23 protein-coding genes are annotated in these 26,468 nt (G+C 52.1%); 13 read left to right on the top strand and 10 right to left on the bottom strand.

Annotated elements, in window-relative coordinates; translation table 11 throughout:
• The first annotated feature begins 20 nt into the window (after positions 1-20).
• The 6 genes from SH678x_RS08620 to ligD all read left to right on the top strand — a co-directional run bounded on the left by SH678x_RS08620 (position 21) and on the right by ligD (position 6,456).
• On the top strand, positions 21-788 hold the full coding sequence (locus SH678x_RS08620) for a class II aldolase/adducin family protein (protein WP_496922492.1): 768 nt from the start codon (positions 21-23) through the stop codon (positions 786-788).
• A gap of 17 nt (positions 789-805) precedes the next feature.
• On the top strand, positions 806-1,681 hold the full coding sequence (locus SH678x_RS08615) for an NAD(P)-dependent oxidoreductase (protein ID WP_496922491.1): 876 nt from the start codon (positions 806-808) through the stop codon (positions 1,679-1,681).
• Positions 1,682-1,685: 4 nt separating this feature from the next.
• Positions 1,686-2,639, top strand: a complete 954-nt coding sequence (locus SH678x_RS08610; protein WP_496922490.1) for a DUF6807 family protein — start codon at positions 1,686-1,688, stop codon at positions 2,637-2,639.
• 16 nt (positions 2,640-2,655) lie between these two features.
• A complete protein-coding gene (locus SH678x_RS08605) occupies positions 2,656-3,915 on the top strand; it encodes an MFS transporter (RefSeq protein WP_496922489.1) in 1,260 nt (419 codons plus the stop codon).
• A gap of 154 nt (positions 3,916-4,069) precedes the next feature.
• A complete protein-coding gene (ku, locus tag SH678x_RS08600) occupies positions 4,070-4,966 on the top strand; it encodes a non-homologous end joining protein Ku (protein WP_496922488.1) in 897 nt (298 codons plus the stop codon).
• A gap of 2 nt (positions 4,967-4,968) precedes the next feature.
• Positions 4,969-6,456: a non-homologous end-joining DNA ligase gene (ligD, locus tag SH678x_RS08595; protein ID WP_496922487.1), complete on the top strand. Its 1,488-nt coding sequence runs from the start codon at positions 4,969-4,971 to the stop codon at positions 6,454-6,456.
• On the opposite strand, the gene SH678x_RS08590 is transcribed toward ligD, so the two are convergent.
• The 10 genes from SH678x_RS08590 to SH678x_RS08545 form a co-directional block, all read right to left on the bottom strand.
• Positions 6,337-6,717: a Gfo/Idh/MocA family protein gene (locus SH678x_RS08590; protein ID WP_496922486.1), complete on the bottom strand. Its 381-nt coding sequence runs from the start codon at positions 6,715-6,717 to the stop codon at positions 6,337-6,339. The genes ligD and SH678x_RS08590 overlap by 120 nt on opposite strands.
• Before the next feature lie 56 nt (positions 6,718-6,773).
• On the bottom strand, positions 6,774-7,433 hold the full coding sequence (locus tag SH678x_RS08585; RefSeq protein WP_496922485.1) for a 3-keto-disaccharide hydrolase: 660 nt from the start codon (positions 7,431-7,433) through the stop codon (positions 6,774-6,776).
• A complete protein-coding gene (locus tag SH678x_RS08580; RefSeq protein ID WP_496922484.1) occupies positions 7,430-8,482 on the bottom strand; it encodes a formylglycine-generating enzyme family protein in 1,053 nt (350 codons plus the stop codon). The genes SH678x_RS08585 and SH678x_RS08580 overlap by 4 nt, the downstream gene beginning before the upstream one ends.
• A 185-nt stretch (positions 8,483-8,667) precedes the next feature.
• Positions 8,668-9,966 (bottom strand): Gfo/Idh/MocA family protein, encoded by a 1,299-nt coding sequence (locus SH678x_RS08575; protein WP_496922483.1) that lies wholly within the window; start codon positions 9,964-9,966, stop codon positions 8,668-8,670.
• A 50-nt stretch (positions 9,967-10,016) separates the two neighbouring features.
• Positions 10,017-10,877, bottom strand: coding sequence for a sugar phosphate isomerase/epimerase family protein (locus tag SH678x_RS08570; RefSeq protein ID WP_496922482.1), 861 nt, complete (start codon positions 10,875-10,877; stop codon positions 10,017-10,019).
• Positions 10,878-11,367: 490 nt separating this feature from the next.
• Positions 11,368-11,496, bottom strand: coding sequence for a hypothetical protein (locus SH678x_RS08565; RefSeq protein ID WP_496922481.1), 129 nt, complete (start codon positions 11,494-11,496; stop codon positions 11,368-11,370).
• A gap of 254 nt (positions 11,497-11,750) precedes the next feature.
• Positions 11,751-12,650 (bottom strand): TerC family protein, encoded by a 900-nt coding sequence (locus tag SH678x_RS08560; protein WP_496922480.1) that lies wholly within the window; start codon positions 12,648-12,650, stop codon positions 11,751-11,753.
• 228 nt (positions 12,651-12,878) lie between these two features.
• Entirely contained in the window at positions 12,879-14,087 is a 1,209-nt protein-coding gene (locus SH678x_RS08555; protein WP_496922479.1) for a sodium ion-translocating decarboxylase subunit beta, read from the bottom strand.
• A 152-nt stretch (positions 14,088-14,239) separates the two neighbouring features.
• A complete protein-coding gene (gene nifJ, locus SH678x_RS08550; protein WP_496922478.1) occupies positions 14,240-17,806 on the bottom strand; it encodes a pyruvate:ferredoxin (flavodoxin) oxidoreductase in 3,567 nt (1,188 codons plus the stop codon).
• Between the two features lie 19 nt (positions 17,807-17,825).
• The gene (locus SH678x_RS08545; protein ID WP_496922477.1) at positions 17,826-18,272 is read right to left on the bottom strand and encodes a hemerythrin domain-containing protein; all 447 of its coding nucleotides are present in this window, start codon (positions 18,270-18,272) and stop codon (positions 17,826-17,828) included.
• A 321-nt stretch (positions 18,273-18,593) separates the two neighbouring features.
• On the opposite strand from SH678x_RS08545, the gene SH678x_RS08540 reads away from it, so the two are divergent.
• The 7 genes from SH678x_RS08540 (at position 18,594) to SH678x_RS08510 (ending at position 26,454) form a co-directional block, all read left to right on the top strand.
• Complete coding sequence (locus SH678x_RS08540) at positions 18,594-18,965, top strand: hypothetical protein (RefSeq protein WP_496922476.1); 372 nt, start codon at positions 18,594-18,596, stop codon at positions 18,963-18,965.
• A 20-nt stretch (positions 18,966-18,985) separates the two neighbouring features.
• Positions 18,986-19,432, top strand: coding sequence for a DUF4405 domain-containing protein (locus SH678x_RS08535; protein ID WP_496922475.1), 447 nt, complete (start codon positions 18,986-18,988; stop codon positions 19,430-19,432).
• A gap of 802 nt (positions 19,433-20,234) precedes the next feature.
• Complete coding sequence (gene nifJ / locus SH678x_RS08530) at positions 20,235-23,807, top strand: pyruvate:ferredoxin (flavodoxin) oxidoreductase (protein ID WP_496922474.1); 3,573 nt, start codon at positions 20,235-20,237, stop codon at positions 23,805-23,807.
• Between the two features lie 48 nt (positions 23,808-23,855).
• Positions 23,856-24,869, top strand: coding sequence for a dihydroorotate dehydrogenase-like protein (locus SH678x_RS08525; RefSeq protein WP_496922473.1), 1,014 nt, complete (start codon positions 23,856-23,858; stop codon positions 24,867-24,869).
• 51 nt (positions 24,870-24,920) lie between these two features.
• Positions 24,921-25,391 carry a CBS domain-containing protein gene (locus SH678x_RS08520; protein ID WP_496922472.1) on the top strand — a complete coding sequence of 157 codons (471 nt, stop codon included), beginning with the start codon at positions 24,921-24,923 and terminating at the stop codon, positions 25,389-25,391.
• A 2-nt stretch (positions 25,392-25,393) separates the two neighbouring features.
• Positions 25,394-25,882 (top strand): CBS domain-containing protein, encoded by a 489-nt coding sequence (locus tag SH678x_RS08515; protein WP_496922471.1) that lies wholly within the window; start codon positions 25,394-25,396, stop codon positions 25,880-25,882.
• 74 nt (positions 25,883-25,956) lie between these two features.
• Positions 25,957-26,454, top strand: coding sequence for a Crp/Fnr family transcriptional regulator (locus SH678x_RS08510; RefSeq protein ID WP_496922470.1), 498 nt, complete (start codon positions 25,957-25,959; stop codon positions 26,452-26,454).
• The last annotated feature ends 14 nt before the right edge of the window (positions 26,455-26,468 follow it).

Below are 26,468 nucleotides of genomic sequence, written 5' to 3'. Positions count from 1 at the left end.
GCCTTACACGAAAGTTGTCTATGCCCACTCGCGGGGAAATTGTCGCCGATCTCGTGAACCTATCACGGTGGCTCGGTGCGCCGGAGCAAGATTGCGCGATCCTCGGCGAAGGCAACACCTCCGCGCGGCTTTCGAACGAGACGTTTCTCATCAAGGCCAGCGGCACACAACTCGGCACGCTCGATGAGCAAAGCTTCGTCGAAGTCGATATCAAGCGCACCTTGGCGATGCTCGACGAGACAAACGCCACCGACGAAGCCGTTCGTCAGCAGTTGATCGGCACCAAAGTCGATGCGAGTGATACGCGCCTTCCTTCCGTGGAAACGTCGTTTCATGCCGTTTTTTTGTCGGTTCCGGGTGTGAATTTCGTCGGCCACACGCATCCCACCGCGATCAATGCATTTACGTGTTCGCAGGGGTTTGAAGAAGCCTTGCGAAATCGGCTGTTTCCCGATGAAGTCGTCGTTTGCGGTCCCGAGCCGTTGCTAGTTCCCTACGTCGATCCCGGCGTGGTGCTCGCGCGGGTGATTCGCGACGAACTAGAAAAATATCTCGATCGCGTCGGTCATCCCCCGAAAACCGTCTACATGCAAAATCACGGTTTCACGGCCCTGGGGGCAACCGCCAAACAAGTGCAAGCAATCACCGCCATGGCGGTCAAAACGGCCCGCATCCTTTGCGGAACCTACGCCTTCGGCGGTCCGCATCCGATGGGCATCCACAACGTCGAGCGAATTCACAATCGCACGGACGAACATTACCGCCAGCGAATTATCGTAAACCGTTAAACAGCAAGCCTCTCTTCATGGCCAACTCTTCAACATCTCGTCCCGCGGTTGGCGTCATCGGCCTCGGCCTCTTGGGGACAGCCCTTGCCGAACGCCTATTAGGTGCTGGTTATCCCACACACATTTGGAACCGCACCCGCGAAAAAGCGGATGAGCTGATCCAAGCTGGCGCGATCTGGTCCGACAATCCGATCACCGTTTGCGAGACGATTGTCATCAGTCTCTACACAACCGACGTTGTGCTTGAAGTCCTCGAACAGATGAAGTCCGGTTTTAAGCCAGGCCAAATTGTGATCGACACGACGACCGGCGATCCATCGCAAACTTCGGCGCTCGGGCAACAGCTTGCCGAGCAGGGTGTGCAATATCTTGAATCCCCCATCGCCGCCTCAAGCGAACAAACCCGCCGCGGTGAAGCCCTGGCGATGATCGCTGGCGACGAACACGCCTTTGAGCAATGCCGCGAAGTGATCGACTGCCTCGCCCCCAAAAGTTTTTATCTGGGACCTTGGGGTGCCGCCACGAAGATGAAGTTGGTGAACAACTTGGTGCTCGGGCTCAACCGCGTGGCGCTGGCCGAGGGTCTGGTCTTCGCCAAAGCCATCGGCATGGACCCCCGCACGGCGCTCGGCGTGCTGCAAGCTGGCAATGCCTATTCCGTGGTGATGGACGTGAAGGGCCAAAAGATGCTCGACAAAGAGTTTTCGCCACAAGGCAAACTCTCGCAGCATCTCAAAGACGTACGACTGATTTTGGAAGAAGCCCACCGCGCCGGCATCGAGCTTCCCTTATCACAAGTGCATCGCGAACTTCTGCTCGCCGCCGAAGCAGCGGGCTTTGGTGAGCAAGATAACTCGGCGATCATTCATGCCGTTGAACAAGCGCGAGGATAATGCCGTGAGATGGTTTTTCATTCTGTTGATTCTTTTAATGTTCAGCGCGGCGACGTCGGCCGGTGAAGTCGCCTTTGATTCGTCACAACCGGGTAAGCTCATCATCACACTCACGGAAAAGCCACTTGCCGAATACGTGTATCAAGATTCCCAGATTCCACGGCCCTACTTCGCAGCCGTTCATGCCCCCAACGGCGAGCAAGTCACCCGCCCCCAGCCGCCTGATCCGAAGCTCGACATCGCCGACCATCCGCTGTTCCACCCAGGAATTTGGTTAGCGTTTGGAATCTTGAACGAATCAGACTACTGGCGCAACGCCGCCAAGGTGGAGTTCGTCGAATTCACCGAGAAACCACACGCGACTTCGGACGGCGGCGAGTTCGCGGCGCGCTTCCGCTATCTCGATCAGAAAGATCCCAAGCAAGTTGTCTGCGATGAAATGTTTAAATGCCATCTCCTCGAACGACCCGAAGGCACGCTCCTGGTTTGGAATTCCACGTTCTCGTCCGACAATGAATTCACTTTCGGCGATCAGGAAGAAATGGGCCTCGGCATCCGCCTCGCCACACCGCTTCGTTCCGAACAACAACCACGCGGCTCGATCCCCGCGGGCACCGGCACCATCCGCGATGCCGCTGGCCGAAAGAATGGTGCCGAAGTTTGGGGCAACTCCTCCGAATGGTGCGATTTCAGCGGCACGATCAACGGCAAGCCTGTCGGCGTCACTTTGATGTGCCATCCCGACAACTTCCGCCCCAGTTGGTTTCATGCCCGCGATTACGGATTGCTTGTCGCCAATCCCTTTGGCCAACAAGCCTTTCACAAGGGTGACGAAAGTAACATCAAAGTGAAGCCGGGCGAGTCGCTCCAACTGCGCTACGGAATTCTCCTTCATTCCGGCAAAGAGCCTGATCTCGCTGCCGCGTATCAAGACTACGTCAAACTCTCATCACAATAATTTGTAATTCTCAAGCATGTCATTGCCGCAACCAACGACTGAATTAACCCGCGGAGGCCGCTGGGCCGTGTTGGCCGCCGCGTTCGCGGGGCTTGTGTTTGACGGCATCGAATTGGGCCTCATGCCCGTGGCATCTCTTTCAGTCACCAAGAGTTTGCTCGGCGATCAATTCACCGACAAGCTCGGCGGGCAATGGTTTGCTTGGTACACGGCATCGTTGATGCTCGGCGCTGCAATTGGGGGAAGTTTCCTCGGCAATCTGGGCGATCGCATTGGCCGCGCGCGGGCGATGGGCGTGAGCATCATGTTTTATTCCGCCTTCGCCGGCTTGGGAATGTTCGTGCGCACGTGCGAAGAAATGCTCGTGCTCCGCTTTCTCGTCGGGCTTGGCGTGGGCGGGATGTGGCCCAACGGCGTCGCGCTTGTCGCCGAATGTTGGTCCGATAAATCACGCCCCACCGTTTCAGGCATTCTCGGCGCTGGTATTAATGCCGGCATCGTATTGCTTTCGGTGATCGGTATGTTCTACAAAATCACGCCCGATTCCTGGCGGTGGTTGTTCGGCTTAGCCGCGGTGCCATTGGTGTTGGGAATCCTTGTGTTAGTTTTTCTTCCCGAATCCCCAAAATGGCTCGCCTCGCGCGGGTCCAATAAACAGCCGAAGCAGCCATTGCGAAATCTCTTTCAAGGGGATTTGCTCAAGCCAACCATCTTTGGCATTTTGCTCGCTTCGGTGCCGCTTGTCGGTGCCTGGGCCGGCAGCAAGTGGATGATTCCCTGGGCCGATCACGTCGGCGGTGCGACTGTCCCCGGATATAAATCAACAACGCAACTTTGTTGGGCCATCGGCGCGACAATCGGCAGCTTCGTTGGCGCTCCTCTAGCGGCAGCCATCGGTCGCCGTCTGTCGTATATCCTGATTAGCATCGGCGCGACAATTCTGACGTGGGCCATGTTTCAATGGACGGCTCCGCTTGAACCTTCGTTTCTGCCCATCGTTTTTGCTCAAGGACTGGTGGCCACATTATTCTTCGGCTGGTTGCCGCTGTATCTGCCCGAACTCTTTCCCGTTCAAATTCGCGCTACCGGTGCAGGCGTCTCGATGAACATCGGCCGCTTTGCCACAGCCGGTGGTGTTCTCGCCGCGGGGGCTTTGTTTTCAAAGTTTAATAACGATTACTCCGCCATCGGCGCAGCCTGTTCGTTGATCTACGCCCTGGGAATTCTCGTCATTCTTTGCGCGCCCAAGGCGAGCCTCACGCGCTACGAAGTCTAAATCGCCTGCGTTTCTGCCGCGATCCCTTGTGGCACTCCAATTGCATTCTCCTCTCTACAGGGACTGCGTTTAGGCAGATTTACCGAAGGAGCGATGGTGCCATGGCATTCATGGTGGTGGTTACGAAACCACACCCGTTTTGGGGAGTATTTCAATGGCTCGTCCGATTTGGAAGGGGCATGTGTCGTTCGGTTTGGTGAATGTTCCCGTCGTTCTGTTTTCCGCCGAGCAGCGGGCCGACATCAGCTTTCGTCTCATCGACAGCCGCAATACGGCCCGCATTCGTTACGAACGCGTCAATGAAGAAACCGGTGAGGAAGTCCCTTGGGACAAGATCGTCAAAGGCTTCGAATACGAATCCGGCAACTACGTGCTGCTAAGCGACGAAGAACTCGAAACAGCTTCGGTCGAAATGACGCGCACGATCGAGATCGAGCAGTTCGTCGATCTCAGCCAAATCGATATTCGCTACTTCGACCGACCGTATGTGCTTGTGCCCGACAAGAAGGGCGAGAAAGGCTACGTCCTGCTGCGCGAAGCCATCGCCGCCTCCGGCAAGGCGGGAATCGCCAGCGTGGTGATTCGCTCGAGGCAGTATTTGGCCGCACTAATTGCCAGTGGCGATGCGTTGCTCGTTGAACTTTTGCGATTTCATCAAGAGCTGCGTGACCTCGGCGATTTCGATTTGCCGGGGCATGACCTGCGAACTTTGAAAGTCAGCAAGAAAGAAATTGACCTCGCCGCCCAACTCATCGATGGCATGACCACCGAGTGGGATGCCGCCGAGCATCACGACGAATATCGCGATGTGCTAATGAAGCTCATCGAAAAGAAAATCAAGTCGGGCAAGACCGAAGCCATCGACGTGGAAGATGCTGAAGAAGACGAGGAAGAAGAACCTCAAACCATCAACTTCATGGACGTGCTCAAGAAAAGCGTGGCGGGGGCAGGAAAAGCCAAAAAGAAGACACCCACCAAACGCAAGACGGCCACGCATAAGAAAAAGACTCCCTCGCGGAAGGCAGCCGCCAAGAAACGACGTACCGGTTAACCATGAGCCTCACCGAATACAAACGTAAACGCAATTTTCGAAAGACTTCTGAGCCGGAGGCCAACGACCAAGCTGCGCAAGGGCACAGCTTTGTGATTCAAAAACACGCGGCGAGCCATCTGCACTACGACTTTCGCTTGGAACTCGACGGCACGCTCAAAAGTTGGGCCGTGCCGAAAGGCCCCAGTCTGAATCCTTCCGTGAAATCACTTGCCGTGCACGTCGAGGATCATCCGCTCTCTTATGCCAACTTCGAAGGCACAATCCCGCAGGGGCAATATGGCGGGGGAACCGTGATGGTCTGGGATCGCGGCACCTGGGAGCCGGAGGGCGACGCGGTCAAAGATTACAAGCGCGGCAAGCTCTCGTTCGTTTTAAACGGCGAAAAACTCACGGGCCGTTGGTCGCTGGTTCGTATGGGTGGCCGGGCAGGGGAAGACGGAAAGAATTGGCTGCTCATCAAAAGCGATGACACCTCCGCAAACAAGAAGAAAAACATTCTCACCACCGAGCCGAACAGCGTACTCTCGGGCCGGGATATGGACGAAATCGCCGCGGCCAAAGATCACGTTTGGCAAAGCAACGGAAAATCTCATAAAACGAAAGCGAAAGCCAAATCCAAGCCAGCAAGCCGTGCCGCGCGAAACGGCAAGCCTTCTACCGTCAATCCCTCGACGTTGACCGACGCCAAGAAAAAATCGCAACCCACCGAATTCAAGCCGCAGCTGGCCACGCTCGGCACGAGCGTACCGACGGGAGATAACTGGCTGCACGAAATGAAATTCGACGGCTACCGCATCCTGGCCTTCATCGAACAAGGCCAGATCCGCCTCGTCACGCGCAATGGCAACGACTGGACTCGAAAATTCCCCACGCTCGCCAAAGCGCTGGCTCAACTACCGATTCAAACTGCCATTCTCGATGGTGAAGTAGTTTCGCTTGATCGCGATGGTCGACCTGATTTCCAGCAATTGCAAAACCTGCTCAAACGGGGTGACGACAAAGAGATCGTCTACTACATCTTCGACGCGCCCCACTATAGCGGGTATTCGCTGCTGAAAACTCCGCTGATCGAACGCAAGGAATTGCTCGCTCAACTGTTCAAGAATCTGGATGACGATTCGATCATTCGCTACAGCGATCATATCGCAGGGCAGGGGAGTTCCGTCCTCGATAATGCGTGCCAACTCGGCATGGAAGGAATCGTCTCGAAGCAGACTCAAAGCGGCTACAGCGAAGCCCGCTCCTCGGCATGGATCAAATCGAAATGCATCAAGCGACAGGAATTCGTGATCGGCGGTTATACCAAGCCGACCGGTTCGCGGGTCGGCTTTGGTTCGCTGCTCTTGGGTTATTACGAAAACGGTAAGCTAATCTACGCGGGCCGCGGCGATCATGCGATCACAATCACGGACCGTCATCGCCATGGGCTTTTCGCAGAACACATGCTTTCCAGCCTGCAAAGCCTTAATAACGATGTCGGCATGTAAAGCCGGTGGCAATGTCACGTCGACCATGTCCAAAGACGGATCGGCAAGCATTTCATCGATGTTGCTGTAAGTATTAACACCGGCAAGATCCATCATCTGGCCGGGCGGGCCAAAGTTGCCTTGGATATCTCGCCAGTCGCCCTTCAGTCGCTTAAGCTTACTCTCGCAAATCGCGGCGACCTTCACCCCGCGCAGCTTCTGGTACGAAAGGTAGTGAACCATTCCCATGAAGCCGATGCCCGCAATCCCAACACGAATCATAGTTGCCTCTAATTTTTGCTCGACTTCTGCGCGCTGAACATTCAACCATTAGGAATTTACTTGGCCGCGGCTGATTCGCTCAAATCCTTAATCTTGATGTTTCGGAAGAATACTTTATCGCCGTGCGACAGGAAACCAACTCGGCCAGATGAACGGGCCAAACCTGGATGCTCTTTCTGATCGACAGTTTTCCCTTGGGGAGCGACATCATCGAGATTCACATCCAATATCTTCTCTCCGTTCAAAGTGACAACTAAGTTGCGTCCCTGGCAGTGAACTTGCTGTTTGTTCCACTCGCCCACCGGTTTTTGAAATCCCCGTTTGGCGGGGGCGACTCCGTAAAGCGATCCATGGTATTGATAGTCCAACAGATCGCCATATTTTTTGGATTCGTTGTCGATGATTTGCAGTTCCATCCCCGCATAAGCCGCATCACCTTCCAACGGCGCCCGAATCGCTATTCCATTATTCGCATCTTTTGTCAGAAGGAACTCAAATTCCAAATCAAAGTCACTATATTCCTTCTTTGTAAGCAAATTGCCAACCGCGCCCTCACGACATGCAAGCAAGCCGTCTTCGACGGTATAACCTTCCACAGCACCTTCCCAACCTTCGAGTGATTGGCCGTCAAACAGGGGAACGAACTCGGGCTCAGCAGCGCAACATACTGCCACCGACAAAAGACAATTGAATAGCAGCGTCAGCAAAACAATCATGGGGTGCCTGTGTCTTTGCTTTCTAATTCCTGAATCACCTTAGGGAGCTGAGGATCGACCAAGCCACGTTCGCCGCGGCCTTCCTCGAAAATTCTTTTATTCGCGTCACGGCTAATCGAACGAACATCAGCTTGCCAATATTTTTCTTGTTCTTCGCGACTTGGGACTTCCAGAGGTCTGACGATACGAAATCCAATATCGAGAGCCTCATCACTGGCGAACCACCAAGGGCTCTTGGGAGTGTTTGGATCGTAGCTGCGTAAATCATCGTCGTTACTGGCCCGTCTTATGGCACTCCGGCAATCACTCACCGCGGAGTTGATCGAGCCACCTCGCAACACGCGCGGGAACAATTTGGTGGGCCAACAAATTGTCTCCTCGGTCGTGAAAAGTCGTCCCTGTAGCTTTTGATACCAATCTTCCTGATACTCATCGATTACCCACTCCGATGCGTTGCCCAACACGTCGTGCAATCCCCAAGCATTAGGCAGTTTTTGGCCGACAAGATGAGTTTCAAAGTCGGCATTATCTTCAAACCATGCATACTTTTCCAGTTGGCTCGCGTCGTTACCAAAGAAGTAGTCCGTTTGATTACCGGCTCGACAGGCATATTCCCACTCTGATTCGGTAGGAAGTCTATAAAATTCTCCTGTCAGCAAGCTCAGCCACTTTGTGTATTGCTTGGCAGCGAATTGACTCATCGATACGGCTGGCTGTCGAGGATCCTCACCGGCTTGAAACGTAAAGCTGGGGTCATAAAGCTTTGAGGGTGCAGTGACGGCATCAATCTGGTTGTCTATAGAGACTTTGCGAATCCCTTGATCCTCGAACTCTTCAAAAACCGAGCAAAGCTGCATGAACACCTTATACTCTGCCCAAGTCACTTCGCATTTACCCATCCAAAATGGGGCGACTTTGACCTTCACCGGTGGAGTTTCGTCTGCCGGAGCATCCTGTTTGTCACTTCCCTGGCTGAACTCGCCAGCAGGAATCGGAAGCATCTCGAACGAAACCTCCGAACCAGGGATCTGCTGTTTATAAGGCACCATGTGTCCTTCGTCGGCACTAACAGATTTTTGCTCTGTCGACGGCTCGGAGGAGAGACCAGGCGTTTCGCCAAAGACATGGCAGCAGCAAGCTGTTGCAGCCAGGAAAATGCCGAGCAACAATCTTTGAAATGATACTGAGCAGTTTTTCACGACGCGGCAGTGCGCGGCTGCGGTTAAACAAACCATTAGGCAATCGGTTTACTAGGAACGGCGATTCCTGGAATAGCAACAGTTTCAATCGGCGCATCGCCCCATTCGTACTTAGTGGGTCCAAGCCGTTCGGTATTGGCAATAAAATCTTCCCAACACATGTCCTGCCCCGTGTAGGTGCTCATGCGACCCATGATTGCGAGCAATGTGCTATTGGTCATGTATTCGCCATTATTAATGGGATTTCCATCGCGAATGCTCTTGAACATATCCTCATGCTCAACCCGATACATGCTGGGCTTCGGGCCACGATACTTCCACTTCTCTTCGCCTTTAATGTGGTTTGTCAAAATCCGAGCCGTCCCTTTCGTGCCAATCACGATTTCGTCCACGAAGGAACTGCAATTGTCTTGCTGACGGCATGTAAAAAACACGCGCACACCGTTTGGGTATTCATAAAACACGACGTGGTGATCGTAGACGTTGCCATATTTCTTATCGGTACGTTGCTGGCGACCGCCAATCCCCATGACCTGAACTGGAGCAACGTCACCCGTCAGCCAAGCCGTCTTATCCAGGCTATGAATCGCCTGTTCGTTAATATGATCGCCAGAGAGCCACGTGAAATAAAGCCAGTTGCGAATCTGGTATTCCATCTCACTCCATTCGGGCTCGCGGCCTCGATGCCACAGCGTACCAGAGTTATAGCGCGACTCGATGGCAACGATATCACCGATCGCGCCGTCCTGAATTCGCTTGATGGTTTCGCGAACTCCTAAGTCATAGCGCCAGCACAAACCAGAAACGACTGCCAGATTTTTCTTTCTAGCTTCCTCCGCAGTTTTCTTAACACTCAAAGCCCCCGGTACGTCAACGGCTACAGGTTTTTCGACAAAGCAATGCTTGCCCTTTTCCACGGCGTAAGCGAAGTGTTCCGGGCGAAAATGAGGTGGTGTCGCCAACAAAACAACATCCACCCCAGAATCAATCACACCTTTGAAAGCATCAAAACCTGTGAAAACATGATCATCAGAGACTTTCACGCGGGTATTGATTTCCGGAGTTTCTTTCAGCGTTTGCAAGCTGGAAGCCGTACGGTCGGCAAACGCATCACCAATCGCAATCAACTCTGTATGCGGGTCGGCGCTCAAGGCATCGATCGCAGCGGCGGTCCCACGACCGCCACATCCCACTAAACCAATTTTCAGCGTGTCGGTGCCACCCGCATGCGCAGCTTGAGTCAAACCCAACGTACCAATAGCCGCCGCGGTGACCGCTGAAGTTTGCAAAAACTGCCGACGCGTTGAAAAGCTGGATATCTCAAAATCTGCCATCGCAACACCTATCTATTAAGGTTGTGTTCTCAACAAAACCTGTCGAAGTTTTAGCTCATGCCGAGCACATTTGTCGTACGTTTATGAATATCTTGTAATTCGTCCCTGCCGCCACCTGTGACTTCGGCCGTGCACCAACCAGTAAACTGAATCTCATCCAACCCGCGGCGAACTTCTGGCCAATTGACGTCGCCATCTCCAATTTTGCAGAAACCGTCGTTGGCACTCCAATCTTTAATATCAAGCTTCACGATCCGCTTGCCAAGTGTGCGAATCCAATCCTCACTAGGACCAAACTTTCGCACGTTGCCAATATCAAAGTAAGCCGCGACCCACGGGCTATCAATTTCGTCCAGATAATCGCGATACTTTTCTGGGGTTTCACAGAAACCATTCCACACATTCTCGATGAGAATTTGCACCCCAAGTCGGCTCGCAGTATCGAGAACTCTATGTATGCAGGCAATCGAACGTTTCCAAACATCGTCGTGAGTTTCTTGATCGCCATCGACCTTGCCTGGAACGAGCAAAACGGAATAGCCTCCCATCGCGTGGCAGTCTTCCAAAGCTTGCCGCAGAATCGAAACTCCTTGGTCGCGAATGCTTTCATCCGAAGATGATAAGCGAATATCCCAATGCTTCATGTCGACGACGCCATGCACGGGCAGACCCGTCGCTTGCCGAGCGGCATTGACTTCGTTAATTGAGAATCCTTCCACGGGGCTAATCAGTTCCATCCCCGTGTACCCAAGGTCTTTGCAAAGCTGAAATTTCTCGTTGACCGTGCCAGCAATTTCGATCATGCCCCATTTGACGGCTGTGTAGTATTTATCCTTGCCAACTGGCGAAGGTGACAAGTCTGCAGCAACTCCTGTTTGATTGATTTGAGGCATAAGCGCGGCGGCAGCCATCGCAGTCGTAGATCGCCGCAGAAAGCCTCGTCTATCAATAATATTTACTAATGAACTCATATTCTTTCAGGCCAAACAGACTCGCGTACTGCGCTGAATTGAAATGCTAAATACCAAGATGTTAACCAATAGTAAACTTGTCGGCTCGGGAATGGCCTGAACACTGGCTACCGATGCTGGTAGGCTCATGCCGTAATTCGCCTGCCAGGCAGCCAAGTCCGTCGCGTCATAAAGAGTTTCCGCTCCACGCTGCCAAGCTGGCTTAAGGTTTTGCCTGCTCACAATCAGTGCCAAATATTTCGTGCGCAGTGTTTATGCACCAGCATTGCGACACATTGAAAGCTTCATTATACACGGCCTACCACCGCGGCAATACTGCACTTAAAAACCATGAACAGCAGCGCGGTGCGAAATCGACGGCATTTTGCTCGGCCACAAACCGATTTAGCCTGCAAAAACATACCCGAACATAATCCAGCAAACGCAAAATTCAATTAATTTTCTTGCTGAATATACCCATTACGGCCCGCAGTGCCTCACAATATTGGGCGTCTTTCTTTTCGCGAACAGCCTCACTCATGCTGTTTTTAGCGATTCGTGGCGCAAGAATCTTGCTCATTGTGTCTACCTATTGGAAGCGTAAGAAGTGCGATAATCCATCCATTCAACTGTTGCCAAGCAACATGCCTTGAATCGGCGTGGATATTATCTCCAGTGCTGGGGGGAGCGAAAGAAGGTATTTTTGGCCGAGTACAATGACCTGGCTCGCAATTCGCTTCGGACGGCTCGTCCCCTAAGCTTTGAAGCATTGGATGTGAAGCCGAAGTTAAACAGATTTAAGTCTTGAATAAGGCGAGAAAAGTCCTCAGCCAGCTAACTGCTATACATCTTTATCGAGTCTTTTTTTGGCAAAAATCCCGTGCAGAATGTCAGTGCCAACGCAATCCAGAAGATCCAAAACGGCGCTTCATGGAAATTATGGAAGTCAACACTATGGGGATGCAAGGGTGTATTGAAACCCCAATCGATAAGCAGCTTCAAACCGATCAATAACACCAACCAATAGGCGGTCAACTCGAAGCGGGGAAAACGGTCTAACAAGCGAATGAAAAGCACTGCTGCGTAGCGCATGAGTACGACTCCCAACATGCCACCCGTGATGATGACCCACAGTTTGGGGTGAACGGCATCCGTGGCATGTCCCGCAGGCGCGGGCCCCACCAATGCTATGGCCGCCAGAATCGAATCGACGGCGAACGCAATATCCGTTAGCTCGATGACGAACACCGTGGGCCAGAACTTGGCTCTGCCATCAGTGGCCCGCCCATCGAGAAGTTCAGTTGCACGGGGAAAGGGTACTCGTTCTTCAATTTCCACATCTTCTTGGACAACCGTTAGCGGATCGCCTGTGACTTCATGTACGAGAACCGGCTCACCACTGGAACCCACAGCGACATCTCCCACATCTTCGTGATGTTCGAACCACAGATGTTTGATCGCCACGAATGCCAGATAACCACCGCCGAGCAATTTCACGACTCGCCACTGCAGCAAGAAAGTGGCGACACTGATCGCCAGCACGCGAAAGGCGAAGGCACCCATTAAGCCATACGTGAGAGCCTTGGGTTGCAGGCTTTTGGGCAGGCGTTTCGCAAGCAGGCCAAGCACGAGAGCGTTGTCGAGCGACAGCACACCCTCGAGCAGGATGAGCAAGCCGACAATTCCTAAATCACCCCAAACAAACTCTTGACCGAACGGAAGTGTGGAAAACATGGTACCTGGCGATTGCCCCTCTCGTTAAATCGTCTCATCCTCAGTCGCTGGAAATAGGATTGAGAACAAACTAATCATGACCCCGAAGAGTCCCATGACCAAAAAGATTGCTAACAGTGCGATCCCGCTAACACGTAGTGCTTCCATCAACACGGGGTCGTCAAATGACACCGTCGCAAGGGAATGCACACGAAATGACAGCATATTTTCGAACATTGTTGCCGCTCCCTAACCAATCAAAGCCAAGATGAGGCCGCCAGCAATCACCGAACCGAGTTGGCCGCCCACATTACAACTGATGGCATGCATCAGCAGGTGATTCTGTGGATCCTCCGCGAGGCCCATCTTGTAAACCACACGACCGGACATCGGAAACGCCGAGATGCCGCATGCGCCGATCATTGGATTAATCTTATGTTTGAGAAATAGGTTAAGGAATTTGGCAAACAGCACACCGCCTGCCGTGTCGAAGACGAAGGCAATAATACCCATACCGAGAATCATGAGTGTGCGCTTATCCAAGAATTCGTCGGACGTCATGACCGCGCCAATCGAGATGCCCAATAAGATGGTCACAATATTGGCCAGCTCATTTTGTGCCCCTTTGGACAGACGATCGACAACGCCCGATTCACGCAGCAAGTTGCCGAACATAAGCATGCCAATCAGCGCCGTAGCACTTGGCACGATCAAACCGGCAAGTAATGCGACGACAATCGGAAACAAAATTTTTGTTCGTTGCGAGACGGGGCGAAATCCAGCATTATCCATTCTGATTTTTCGTTCACGCTTTGTTGTGAGCAGTCGAATCACCGGCGGCTGAATGATGGGCACCAACGCCATGTAGGAATAAGCCGCAACGGTGATTGGCCCCAATAAGTGCGGCGCGAAACGATTGGCCACCACGATGGAAGTCGGGCCATCGGCCGCGCCAATGATGCCGATCGAGGCGGATTCCTTCAATGTGAATCCCATCACCACGGCCAAGCAGAGTGTGAAGAAAATGCCGAACTGAGCGGCGGCTCCAAACAGCAGCATCTTGGGATTTTGCAGTAAGGGGCCAAAATCAATCATCGCACCGATAGCGACGAAGATTAAAAGTGGAAAAAGTTCGGTACGGATGCCGAAGTCAAACAGCGTGGTCAGTATGCCTGGCTCTGCGGCCGTTCCAATGGCCGCGGAATAAGGAATGTTTGCCAGGATAGCACCCAGGCCAATCGGCAGGAGCAAAGTGGGTTCATACTCTTTGGCGATTGCCAGCCAGATAATGAGTCCCCCGATACCAAACATCAATACGGCGCCAGGCGTTAAGCCATAAATGCCCTGTAGCAGTTGATCCATGATTATTAGGGGCTTGTGAGAGCACTGGCTGCTCGTACCTACGCGGTGATGAACCGTCCTGCATCCGCGTGCTATTGGAAACTTCTTACGGCTCAACGGAATTGGATCGCAAAGAATGTTCCAATCGCCTAAGGGGAAAATGAAGCGGAATTCTAGCCGTTTCTTGCGAGTAAGTTGCTAGGATGCCCGGGCACAATGCGCTCCTGCGCGCCATATGGATACATAAGTCTGACGGCTCAACGGCACTACTATTCTGCGCCGTTCGTCATACTCGCCAGTTGCTGATACATCTTCCAACGCTCGTCGATATCGTGCTGAGCGTTTTCGATCGATTCAGCAGAGCTTGCGGTATGAGCATTCGCGACACCCGCAAAACGCGATTCTGACTTGCAGAATTCAGCAAATGGGACCGTCGGTTTACGGCTATCGAGCTGAAACTCATGCTCTCCATGAGCTATGCGGCGGGGATCATGGCGATAGAGCGGCCAAAGCCCCGCTTGGACAAGATCCTTCTGATGTGTCATGCCGCTCGCCATGTCGATCCCGTGGGCAATGCACTGGCTGTACGCAAGAATGAGCGACACCCCTGGATACGATTCGGCCTCGCGCATCGCTTTGAGCGTTTGATTGGGATTGGCTCCCAACGCGACCTGGGCCACATAAACATTGCCATAAGACATGGCGAGCAAGCCGATATCCTTCTTCCGCGTGGATTTGCCACCTGCGGCAAACTTGGCCGTGGCACAGCGTGGGGTCGCCTTCGAAGCTTGTCCCCCCGTGTTGGAATAGACGCCGGTATCCAGCACGAGAATATTGACATCGCGGCCACTCGCCAAGACGTGATCCAATCCTCCGAATCCGATATCGTAGGCCCAGCCATCGCCACCGACGATCCAAACGCTTCGGCGAACGAGGGAATCAGCAATCGTAGCCAATTCGCGCGCTGCTGGTTCGTCAACCTCAGCCAGCAACAGTTTTAACTCGGCCACGTTTCGACGTTGTAAGTCAATGTTGTCGTCATCAGTTTGATTGGCATGCAAGAGTCGCCCAACGAGTTCACTGTCAATTTTTGAACTCAATTTTGCAAGCAGACTCGTCGCATAGTCGTGTTGTTGATCGACGGCCAAGCGCATTCCCAAACCGAATTCGCCGTTATCCTCGAATAGGGAATTGCACCAAGCCGGTCCGCGTCCTGCTGCGTTCGTGCTCCAAGGCGTGGTCGGCAAATTGCCTCCAAAGATTGAAGAGCATCCCGTCGCGTTCGCCACGATGACACGGTCACCGAACAGTTGCGACATGAGTTTCAGATAAGGCGTTTCGCCACAGCCGGCGCAAGCCCCCGAGAATTCAAAGAGCGGCTGCAAGAGTTGCGAACCCTTGATGGTGTCGGCTTTGACTTCCGCCCGATTGAGTTCAGGCAATCCCAGGAAGAAATCGAAGTTGGCACGTTCCGCCAACAAATGATCGACTTTCGGTTCCATGTTGATGGCTCTATGGCCAGGAATTTCCTTGCTCTTGGCCGGGCAAACGTCGACGCAGACGCGGCAACCCGTGCAGTCATCGGGAGCGACTTGCACCACAAACTGATGGCGTGGGTGATCTTTATCGCGCCACTCGATCGATTGAAAATTCGCAGGCGATTCTTTGCCGAGATCTTCATCGAAGGCCTTAATGCGAATCGCCGCATGAGGGCACACCAGGGCACACAAGCCACACTCCGTGCAAAGCGACGAATCCCAAATTGGAATTTCCGCTGCGATGCTTCTTTTCTCGTAGCGTGACGTGCTGGTGGGAAACGTGCCATCGATGGGCATCGCACTCACGGGCAGTAAGTCTCCACGACCCGCAGCCATCGCCGCCGTCACTCGATTAACAAACTCGGATTCCGTTTGAGCGAGCCGAGGCACAGGAAGCTCGTCACCATCGGCGAAAAGAGGAACCTCGACGGCCTGGAGTGAGTTGAGGGCTTCATCGATGACCCCAATATTTTGCAGAACTACATCTTCGCCACGTCGTCCGTAAGACTTCCGAATTGCGTTCTTGATATGTTCGATTGCCTCATCACGAGGTAATAACCCGGCGAGAGCAAAGAAGCAGCATTGCATAGCGGTGTTGATTCGTGCTCCCATGCCAGCTCGCCGGGCCACGCCGTAAGCGTCGACAACGAAAAACTTAAGATGCTTGCTGATAATTTGTTGTTGCACCTCCCGGGGCAGCCTGCCCCAAACTTGGACAGCGGAGTAAGGACTATTGAGCAAAAACGTCGCGCCCTCCGCAGCGACGCCTAGCACGTCCGTAGTCTCCAAAAATTGGAATTGGTGACAGGCCACAAAGTTTGCCTGGCTCACCAAGTACGTCGATGAAATCGGACGGGGACTGAATCGCAAATGCGAAACCGTCATCGACCCCGACTTCTTGGAATCGTAAACAAAGTAACCTTGTGCATAGAGATTCGTATTCTCGCCCAGTATCTTCGCCGAGTTCTTACTGGCCCCGACCGTGCCATCACTACCCAATCCGTAGAACACGGCTCGGAAGACGTCATTCGCCTCGGTGGTCCAGTCGGAATCCCAAGCGAGGCTCAACTCCGTGACGTCGTCATAGATTCCCACGGTGAAATGTTTCTTAGGAGTGGGACGGAGCGCATTCTCAAAAACCGAAGCCACCATCGCCGGTGTAAATTCCTTCGACGCGAGCCCGTAACGTCCCCCAACGACATGGGGGGCCGGCCCGCCTAAGGCTTCCAGCTTCGTGGGCCAGTATTCCGTGATCGCCGCCACAACATCGGTGTAGAGCGGCTCGCCTATCGCGCCTGGTTCCTTAGATCGGTCGAGCACAGCTATGCGTTGGACCGCATTAGGCAAGGCTTGCACGAACGACCAGCCAGCAAAGGGTCGATACAGCCGAACCTTGAGCAGTCCGACCTTGTGACCCTCGCTGACTAGGCGCTCGATGGCCTCCTCTGCGGCGCCAGCCCCTGATCCCATCAAGACAATGACGGTTTGTGCATCGGGAGGACCAACGTAATCAAACAAGTGATAGTGTCTGCCGGTCAGATCCGCGAAACGGTTCATTTCGTTCTGCACGAGATGCGGAACGGCATCGTGAAACGGATTGGCCGCCTCGCGTGATTGGAAGAAAACGTCAGGATTTTGTGCTGAGCCTCTCAGGCAGGGATGATCTGGGTTCAACGCCCTCTCACGAAATTTCTTCAAGGCGCCCAAATCGATCATCGACAATAGGTCTGCCTGTGACAGACATTTGATCTTGTTGACTTCGTGAGATGTGCGGAAGCCGTCAAAAAAATGAAGGAACGGCACCGAGCACTTCAGCGTGGCGGAGTGAGCCACGAGTGCTAGATCTTGAGCTTCCTGCACGCTGCCGGACGACAACATGGCCCAGCCAGTCCCTCGGACTGCCATCACGTCGCTGTGATCTCCGAAGATGGATAGTGCGTGGGTGGCCACCGTTCGAGCGGCAACATGGAAGACGGATGGCAAGAGCTGTCCCGCGATTTTGTACATCTCGGGAATCATTAGCAGCAAACCTTGGGAGGCAGTGAACGTCGTCGCGAGAGTGCCGAGTTGCAGTGCTCCATGGACCGCTCCCGCGGCACCGGCCTCGCTTTGCATTTCGATGACTTGCGGCACCGCGCCAAAGACATTTGCCCGCCCACTGCTTGACCATTCGTCGGCGAACTCGCCCATCGTCGAGGCGGGAGTAATCGGATAAATCGCGATGACCTCGCTCAACGCGTGGGCGACGGCAGCGACGGCTTCATTGCCATCCACAACGGAATAACTGTTGGCCAACATGATAGGCTCCCGAGTGTCTTCAATCTTTCGTGCCGAGATCATCTGAATAGGCCATCTGCAAAACACAGTTCTCTTCCGATTCGTGTTTGCGCAGCTTGGTGACGAGATCTTCCATGCGGTGATTGAGCATCCACCAGCACAGCGGCTGTCCCGTGCCACGTCGGGCAAAGCGAAGCATGCCGTCCATCCGCTTGACGAGTTCCGCATGCTCGCCCATGATCTTGCGAACTTGACGGCTCAGATGGGGTGCGCGCTCTTCGATAAGTTCGAATAAGCCACTCCGCTCTTCCTTTTGAAAATGTGCGATGAAAAACTTTCGCAGGGATTCAAGTAGCTCAACGACTCTTTCGAGAGTTATCGCCCTGCTCTCGATAAGGCGAGCTAACGTATTGAGTTTGTCGTGCAGCTGATTGTGCTCGCGTTCGGCAATCTCCAGTGCGGACCGCGTACTTACACGTGCGACCATGACAAGGCCCTTGTATTGGTGAAATCGGGGTTACGACGTCCTCTCGACAGTGTTCGCGACGAAAGTTAACGCAAATGAAATGCCGCCAGGGGCTTAGCACATCCCTAAGGAAAAAATTCGAGCAATTTCAGACATCGGCGGCATTTTCCATGATTTTTGGTGTGCGGCCCTGCACACTCAACCTCGGATAAGGCACAGAACAAGTCTGAGATTACTCTCGGCACAGCGTGAAACGGCGTTTCCTGTCATGGAATCCCTGGCCCGCGTTTTGCTGATACTTTCCCTAGCTTAATCGCTTTAGTTAAGAAGGAAGTGTGTGACATGATTGCCAATCTTGAACTCAAGGAATATGCCAAAGAACTTGAACTGCAAGTTTGCCGTCGTTGCGTAGCGAGAGTTAAGAATGCCCCGCCATGCCAGCCCAAGGGGATTGGCTGCGGGGTTGAGCAGCACCTCGAAAAACTTGTGGCCATTTGCCGGTCGGTCGACAGTGCGTTGATCGATCCCTATCTCGATCGGCTGCACGACGAAATCTGTGAGGATTGTGCTAACAAGGAAACTTCGAACTGTCCCTGTCCGTTGAAGTACCTGTTACCAATGGCGGTCGCGGCCGTGGAAACCGTCGAACGCCGCCGGCATATCCTCGGTGAACGTCTCGCACGAAGGTTTAATGACGTGCAAGAGACAGACTAGTGCCTTGAAAGGTATCCGCCATGAAACGCGTGAACCTGAATTTTGTTGTGGATGGCGCAGCCATGTTTTTGATGCTCCTGTTGCTATCGACGGGGCTATTAATCACCTTTCGATTGCCGCCGGGGAGCGGCGGACATTTGCCGTTCGGGCGTGGTCTAGGTGCGTTGGATCGGCCCATCGACTTGGTCGGTGGATTGACCCGCCACGACTGGGGAGAAATCCATTTGTGGATCGCCTATGCATTCCTGGCGGTGCTAGTCTTTCATCTTGCGCTGCACTGGAAGTGGATTGTCGCGATGTTCAAGAATCTCGCCTCGAACTGCTCCAAACTGCAATTTCTGGTGGTGTTGGTTGTCGTAGCAATCTCACTTGCAATTGTGACATATCCCTGGCTCGCGTCATTGCAACAGACCACGCAGCGTGAGCAACAAGCATTGCAGCAAGTGTCGGCCAGCAATACCCGGTAAGTACGTCTGTTCTATGATGCCAATCTGTTTCGCAGCTTCGGTCACCTTCTCGCCCCGTGCTAATTCCACCTCCACTTCACGCAGCTTCGGAATTAACTGCTCCGCTGTTGTACACTCTTGTGAGCGTGGCATCGAATAACCTCCTTCGAATGTCGCCAAACATCCAGGTTCTCGCTCAAAACGTGGGAACGGGTGAAGGGGGCGGGTCAAATTATCGTCCGAACAGTTCGATTGTCATTCAGTCCCAGAGGGACTTGACTCGACTTATGGGCAAGAGATTGCCTATCCTACCTGCAAGGCAGCATCCATGACTGCAGGATGATATGACTCCAACACGAACATCCCTGTGAATGCCTCATTGGGGGAGCTGTTCAAGTCGCAACAATTTGAGAGATGAATACCGTTGTTTTGTATTTTATTTAATGTCCATAAATTTGCGCTTCAAAAGAATTACTGAAAATGCGAAAATTTTTTGCACAGTCGCGTGCGAATCTGACACACAACGTCGCGACAAATGTCGTTAGATTAAGAGACACGCGATAGAAGTTTCCAGAGTCTAGCCATGCCCAGTTTTTAAATTGCACGTGCGGGGAAACTTCAACCAGGGAAAGTGTTACTGGATAATTTTTTAATCTAACTTTCTGGCGGAATGACATTTGCTTATGGACTGGTAGATTCCGCAAAACGAAGCTTAAAAGACGCAACGGAATTGGCATCTAGTATGTCAGCTTGGGCCACTAGTCAATCGCCAACTCTTTAGGTGATCAGCCCGGGAAAACTTCTCAGAATTCGAGGAAAACTCGTGAGCAATCCGCAATTTTGCACCATTGACGGCAACGAAGCTGCAGCCCTGATTGCACACGCCACAAATGAGGTCATAGCAATCTATCCGATCACTCCGGCTTCTCCGATGGGTGAATGCTGCGACACATGGTCTTCTCTGGGCAAACGCAATATTTACGGTACAGTTCCCCAAGTCATAGAGATGCAAAGTGAAGGCGGTGCCGCAGGTGCCGTCCATGGAGCTTTGCAGGCAGGCGCATTGAGCACAACATTCACTGCCTCGCAGGGATTGTTGCTGATGATTCCGAACATGTTCAAGATTGCGGGAGAGCTAACCTCTACAGTCATTCATGTCTCGGCACGCACCGTGGCAACGCATGCACTATCTATCTTCGGCGATCACAGTGATGTGATGGCAGTGCGGAGCACGGGCTGGGCGATGTTGGCAGCCAGCACCGTGCAAGAGGCCCATGACTTTGCTCTGGTCGCTCAATCGGCAACTTTTGAAGCACGTGTACCTTTCTTGCATTTCTTCGATGGATTTCGTACTTCGCATGAGATTAATAAAATTGATCGCATCTCTGAAGAACATATACGGGTGATGCAAGACGAGAGATTCGTCCAAGCACACCGCGATCGCGCGATGGATCCAACGAGACCGATTTTGCGTGGTTCGGCGCAAAATCCCGATGTTTTTTTTCAAGCTCGTGAAGCATGTAATCCGTACTATTTGGCAGTGCCCAACATCGTGCAGGCCACGATGAATCGATTTGCCGAGCTTACTGGTCGCCAATATCAGTTGTTTGATTACGTTGGGGCCGAAGACGCCGAGCGAGTCATCGTGATGATGGGTTCTGGAGCAGGAGCCGCAGAAGAAGCTCTGGAAAGTATTTTGCGAACAGGTGGAAAGGTCGGTCTGCTGAAGGTGCGATTGTATCGACCATTCGACAAGGATGCGTTTTTGTCCGCATTGCCAACAACAGTTAGGCGGATCGCAGTCTTGGATCGGACGAAAGAACCTGGCGCTTTGGGGGAACCGCTATATCAAGATGTCTTAACCGCTTTTGTTGAATGTCGGGACCAACTAAATCGTCGCCAACAAGAATTTCCACATATTATTGGAGGTCGATACGGACTGTCATCAAAAGAATTTACACCCTCAATGGCAGTCACTGTTTATGAGGAGCTTGCTCAGGCCTCTCCGAAGCAACATTTCACCATTGGCATTTACGACGACGTAACCCATCTCAGTTTGCCCTGGGATAAGGAGGTCTCAACCGAGGCCGACGATGTGAAACGCGCTGTCTTTTATGGCTTAGGCAGTGATGGCACCGTCGGCGCCAGCAAAAACTCGGTAAAAATCATCGGCGAAAATACACTCATGTATGCTCAAGGGTATTTTGTTTACGATTCCAAGAAAGCCGGCTCGATTACCGTCTCGCATTTGCGATTTAGTCCGCGGCCGATTAATTCGACCTACCTCATCGAGAAAGCCAATTTTGTCGCCTGCCATCAATTCCATTTTCTGGAAAAGATGGACGTTTTGCAGGTTGCCGGCCCGAACGCGATTGTCCTATTGAACAGCCCTTACGGCCCGAGCGAAGTCTGGAGCAAACTGCCTCAGAGGGCGCAGCGGGAGATCATAAATAAGCGTTTAAGGCTTTACGTTGTCGATGCGCTGCGAGTAGCCGCTGAGGCCGACATGGGGGGGCGAATCAACACGATCATGCAAACCTGCTTCTTTGCCTTATCCGATGTATTGCCGCGCGGCCAAGCTATTGAGGAAATCAAGAAAGCGATTCTCAAAACTTATGGAAGGCGTGGCGAAGCTGTGTTGGAGCGAAATTTTTCGGCCGTTGACGGAGCATTGGCTGCTCTTCATGAAGTCCAAGTGCCAGACGTCAATCTTATCGATATTGCCGTCGAGCCTGTTGTCTACGAGAAGAGCCATTCGACTTTCGTGGAGCGAGTTACATCAGTCCTTTTGGCTGGTAGGGGAGAACTCTTGCCTGTGAGTGCTCTTCCTGTCGATGGAACGTTTCCCACGGGCACAGCCAAGATTGAAAAGCGAAGCATTGCTGCGGAGATTCCCATCTGGGATCCCTCGATATGTATTGATTGCGGGCTGTGTTCTCTTGTCTGTCCACACGCCGCAATTCGAATGAAAGTCTTTTCGGAATCAGTGCTTGCATCCGCGCCACCGGAGTTTTTGTCAAAACCATGGCAAGATCACAAGCAGATAGGGCAGCAAAAGATGACGATCCAAGTTGCTCCAGATGACTGCACTGGATGTGGGGTATGTGTCGATGTTTGCCCTGCGAAAAGCAAGGAAGTTGCACGTCAAAAGGCAATCAATATGGAACCCAAGGATGAGCATCTTCTTAGAGAGCGAGTGAGTTTCGACTTTTTCTTGGGCATTGAACAGTTCGATCGCACGCAACTCAAGGTCGACACAGTCAAAGGATCACAGTTACTCGAACCTTTGTTCGAATTCTCAGGCGCATGCGCGGGTTGCGGAGAGACTCCTTATCTTAAGTTGATAAGTCAAATGTTTGGTGACCGCATGTTGATTGGTAACGCCACAGGGTGCTCATCGATCTATGGAGGTAATTTGCCTACGACTCCCTGGACAACCAACTCTCTGGGGCACGGACCTACATGGAATAACTCTCTCTTTGAGGACAATGCCGAGTTTGGTCTTGGTTTACGACTGGCCCTTGATGCCAAACTCGAGTATGCCAGTGCCTTGTTGGCTCATTTGGCGGGGTGCTTGGATGAGAATCTCGTCAAGGAATTGCTGGATTCCGTTCAAACCAGCGAAGTGGAGTTGGAGCAACAACGACAGCGGGTTGCGATCTTGTGCAAAGAGCTAGCTCACATCGATCAGCCAGAGGCGGAAAAGCTTTCGTACCTTGCAGATGTTTTTGTGAAACGTAGCGTCTGGATCGTGGGTGGTGATGGTTGGGCTTTCGACATTGGCTTCGGTGGCCTCGATCATGTTCTGTCAACTGGCAGAAACGTAAACATATTGGTATTGGATACTGGTGTTTATTCCAACACGGGGGGGCAAGCTTCTAAATCAACTCCTAGAGCCGCAGTAGCCAAATTTGCCTCTGGTGGAAAACAGTCTCGGAGAAAAGATCTTGGCATGCTCGCCGTGTCTTATGGCAATGTCTATGTTGCTCAGATAGCCATGGGAGCCAACCCCGCGCAAACAATACGTGCGATTGCCGAAGCAGAGTCATACCCAGGGCCCTCGCTTATATTGGCGTACAGTCACTGCATCGCCCACGGCATTAACATGACAACTTCCATGTCCCATCAAAAGGACGCGGTGCAATCAGGATTCTGGCCACTTTATCGGTACGATCCTCGAGAAGCGCGTGCCGAGGGACAGCCATTTCATCTTGACAGTCGGGCCCCACGCATGACTTTTCGTGATTTTGCCATGCAGGAAGCACGCTTTGGCATGTTGGCCCGCTCGAATCCTGAAGAAGCTGAACGACTATTCAAATTGACACAGCAAGACATCAATGATCAATGGCACTATTACGAGCAGATGGCAGGTATCCATCGAACCATGTCGGAGTGAAGCCTCCCACTGTGTAATCGTGATCTATTAACGATGGTTGGAACAACAATGTTTGCAAATCTTTCGACGACTTATTTGGGCATGAAGTTGAAGAACCCTCTTGTTGCCTCTGCAGGCCCACTGACTGGCAAAATAGAAGCTCTGCGCCAGTTGGAGGAGAGCGGAATTGCTGCAGTCGTCATGCCGTCACTTTTTGAAGAGCAAATTGAGCATGACGACACGCAAATCGATCGTTTGTATCAATATCAGGCCGACTCTTACGCGGAATCCTTGTCCTTTTTTCCAGAGACAGAAAACTTTCGCAAGGGTCCGCAAGAATATATTGAACTGCTTGAGGAAGCGAAAAGGTTGCTATCGATCCCAGTCATCGCGAGCCTTAATGGCCATACCCCAGGTGGCTGGACGCGCTATGCTCGGATGCTACAAGAAGCGGGTGCGGATGCCTTGGAGCTGAATATCTACTTTGTGCCAACGGACTGCGGCATGGATTCGCTTGAAGTTGAGCAGAGATATGTAGACCTCGTGGCAAGCGTTCGGCAATCGATAAATATACCTCTGGCGGTCAAGATCGGCTCTCAGTTCACAAGCATTCCAAATATAGCTTTCCGCCTGATGACCGTTGGGGTGGACGGACTTGTGCTATTCAATCGATTCTTAGAACCGGATCTTGACCTCGAGACACTGGAGGTTGTTCCCGACTTGGTTCTCAGCCAGCCTTATGAAATGCGTTTACCACTGCGCTGGATCGCAATTCTTCGAGATCAACTGTATTGTTCCTTGGCCGCCACAAGCGGAATACACCATGCCGCGGATGTGCTTAGAGTTCTCTTGGTTGGCGCAAATGTAGCGATGCTTACCACGGTGTTACTGAAAAAAGGACCGCGTCACATCGAGACAATTCTTGCGGAACTGGCAAGTTGGCTTGAGAATAATGAATATCGGTCGGTGGAGCAGTTGATGGGGAGCATGAGTCGTGCAAACTGCCCAGATCCTAGCGCTTTTGAGCGCGGAAATTATATGAAGGCGCTGACAAGCTATACGAAGGAGTATTGGTTTCCTTGAGTTTTGAGTAAAGCTATTCGATTTACATTCCTGAGATACGGGGGATTACGAATGGGTATCTATGAGAATATGCATTCTGAAAAAGTGGCGAGATTGTCGCTTCGCGACCCCGTTACTGTCATGGTGGATTGCATGATCTATGACGCAATCATCGCGATGCGTCAGAGAAAGTTAGGGTGTGCAATTGTTGTCGACAAACAGAAGAGACCCTTGGGTTTATTTTCTGAATCGGAGCTGACGAGATTGCTGAACGAAAACCCCGCTGTTGTCAGTGAACCGTTGGCCAAATTTTACAAGCGAGATTGGCCAACGGTGAATATCTCTAATCCGATTGCAAAAGTTCTCGATGCTTTGGAATCCCATAATGTGCGATTTCTGATTGTTGTTGACGAACAAGGTCAGCTAGTCGGTTTAACCGGCCAGAAGGGCCTCATGGAATATGTTGCGGAACATTTTCCCGAGCAAGTTTTAGTGCAACGGATTGGTGGTAATCCCTATCTGCTCGAACGTGAAGGAGCATAAGCATGTCCTATAATCACGCCCAAGGCAACCCAGAAGAGTTTCAAGATCCGCTACAGAATTATGATCCCAAAGTCTATACGTGCGTTTTGGAGAAAGCACTTGCTGAAGAAAGTGTTCTGGCAATTCAGCATCAACCTATAGCTATCGCTGCGGCTAATACATCCATTAGGGATGCTATCAGTCAATTATCTGGCCTACAGGTCGCGTGTCTATTGATCGAGGACAAAGGACACCTCGTGGGAGTCTTCTCGGATCGTGATGTGTTGGATAAAGTTGCTTTAGAATTTGAGCGCATTAAGGATGAACCTGTTTGTGAAGTTATGACAGGTGATCCTGTTTTCGTTTATGAATCCGATTCGGCGGCGGCGGCAATCTGTGTCATGGCAGTGAATGGCTTTCGCCATGTCCCCGTAACCGATATCAAACAAAATGTATTGGGAGTTATTAGTCCCCAACGAGTGACTGCCTTCCTGCGAAAGCAATTAAGTTAATTGCATTTTGAGTTTGTTCTCACCCCAGCCAAACAGATGTCAGATTCAATAATTCGTAGGGAATGAGGTGTTCAATGAGTACTGAAGACACGGTAGCGCGATTGAGAAAGAGTTGCTTTTTCTGCAATATGCAGTTGGAGGAATTACAAAAGCTATCCAGAATCTGTCAAGAGGTTGAATTAACGGCACGTATGGTAATCTTTGAAGAGTATGATCTTGCCAAAGATGTCTATGTGATCATAAGCGGGCAGGTTTCTTTAGCTATCTGTGAACCCAAACAAGGCTGCCGACAGATAGCGATCGTGGGCGAGGGTGAACTCGTCGGTTGGTCTGCATTGCTAGGGAAAACGCGACTTTCTGATACTGCCTCTACTTTGACGCCAGTCAAAGCAATGAAATTCAATGGTGCCGAGTTGTCTAAGTTTTGCACCGATCACCCAGTCTTTGGCGTCGAGTTCATGCGACAGGCTGCATGTGCCATGGCACTGCGATTGAGTGGAACTCGATTGCAACTTTTGCAAATGTGTGGTAACCACTTTCCGCTCGAAGGACCGCAACTCGAAAGCGATTGATATTCATTGTCTAG

It is taken from the genome of Bythopirellula superficialaquae, assembly GCF_059632245.1.
Note: the sequence above shows the minus strand (reverse complement) of the source record. Positions and strands in the feature narration are given on the sequence as shown.

Bases quoted from the DNA above. Each gene is read 5' to 3' on its own strand.
- SH678x_RS08520 (WP_496922472.1), top strand. From the start codon at position 24,921: ATGGGTATCTATGAGAATATGCATTCTGAAAAAGTGGCGAGATTGTCG.
- SH678x_RS08560 (WP_496922480.1), bottom strand. From the start codon at position 12,650: ATGTTTTCCACACTTCCGTTCGGTCAAGAGTTTGTTTGGGGTGATTTA.
- SH678x_RS08585 (WP_496922485.1), bottom strand. From the start codon at position 7,433: ATGATTGTTTTGCTGACGCTGCTATTCAATTGTCTTTTGTCGGTGGCA.
- SH678x_RS08540 (WP_496922476.1), top strand. From the start codon at position 18,594: ATGATTGCCAATCTTGAACTCAAGGAATATGCCAAAGAACTTGAACTG.
- SH678x_RS08605 (WP_496922489.1), top strand. From the start codon at position 2,656: ATGTCATTGCCGCAACCAACGACTGAATTAACCCGCGGAGGCCGCTGG.
- ku (WP_496922488.1), top strand. From the start codon at position 4,070: ATGGCTCGTCCGATTTGGAAGGGGCATGTGTCGTTCGGTTTGGTGAAT.
- nifJ (WP_496922478.1), bottom strand. From the start codon at position 17,806: ATGTTGGCCAACAGTTATTCCGTTGTGGATGGCAATGAAGCCGTCGCT.
- SH678x_RS08535 (WP_496922475.1), top strand. From the start codon at position 18,986: ATGAAACGCGTGAACCTGAATTTTGTTGTGGATGGCGCAGCCATGTTT.
- SH678x_RS08570 (WP_496922482.1), bottom strand. From the start codon at position 10,877: ATGGCTGCCGCCGCGCTTATGCCTCAAATCAATCAAACAGGAGTTGCT.
- SH678x_RS08565 (WP_496922481.1), bottom strand. From the start codon at position 11,496: ATGAGCAAGATTCTTGCGCCACGAATCGCTAAAAACAGCATGAGTGAG.
- SH678x_RS08510 (WP_496922470.1), top strand. From the start codon at position 25,957: ATGAGTACTGAAGACACGGTAGCGCGATTGAGAAAGAGTTGCTTTTTC.
- SH678x_RS08515 (WP_496922471.1), top strand. From the start codon at position 25,394: ATGTCCTATAATCACGCCCAAGGCAACCCAGAAGAGTTTCAAGATCCG.
- ligD (WP_496922487.1), top strand. From the start codon at position 4,969: ATGAGCCTCACCGAATACAAACGTAAACGCAATTTTCGAAAGACTTCT.
- SH678x_RS08580 (WP_496922484.1), bottom strand. From the start codon at position 8,482: ATGGTGCCTTATAAACAGCAGATCCCTGGTTCGGAGGTTTCGTTCGAG.
- SH678x_RS08575 (WP_496922483.1), bottom strand. From the start codon at position 9,966: ATGGCAGATTTTGAGATATCCAGCTTTTCAACGCGTCGGCAGTTTTTG.
- SH678x_RS08545 (WP_496922477.1), bottom strand. From the start codon at position 18,272: ATGGTCGCACGTGTAAGTACGCGGTCCGCACTGGAGATTGCCGAACGC.
- SH678x_RS08620 (WP_496922492.1), top strand. From the start codon at position 21: ATGCCCACTCGCGGGGAAATTGTCGCCGATCTCGTGAACCTATCACGG.
- SH678x_RS08590 (WP_496922486.1), bottom strand. From the start codon at position 6,717: ATGATTCGTGTTGGGATTGCGGGCATCGGCTTCATGGGAATGGTTCAC.
- SH678x_RS08615 (WP_496922491.1), top strand. From the start codon at position 806: ATGGCCAACTCTTCAACATCTCGTCCCGCGGTTGGCGTCATCGGCCTC.
- SH678x_RS08525 (WP_496922473.1), top strand. From the start codon at position 23,856: ATGTTTGCAAATCTTTCGACGACTTATTTGGGCATGAAGTTGAAGAAC.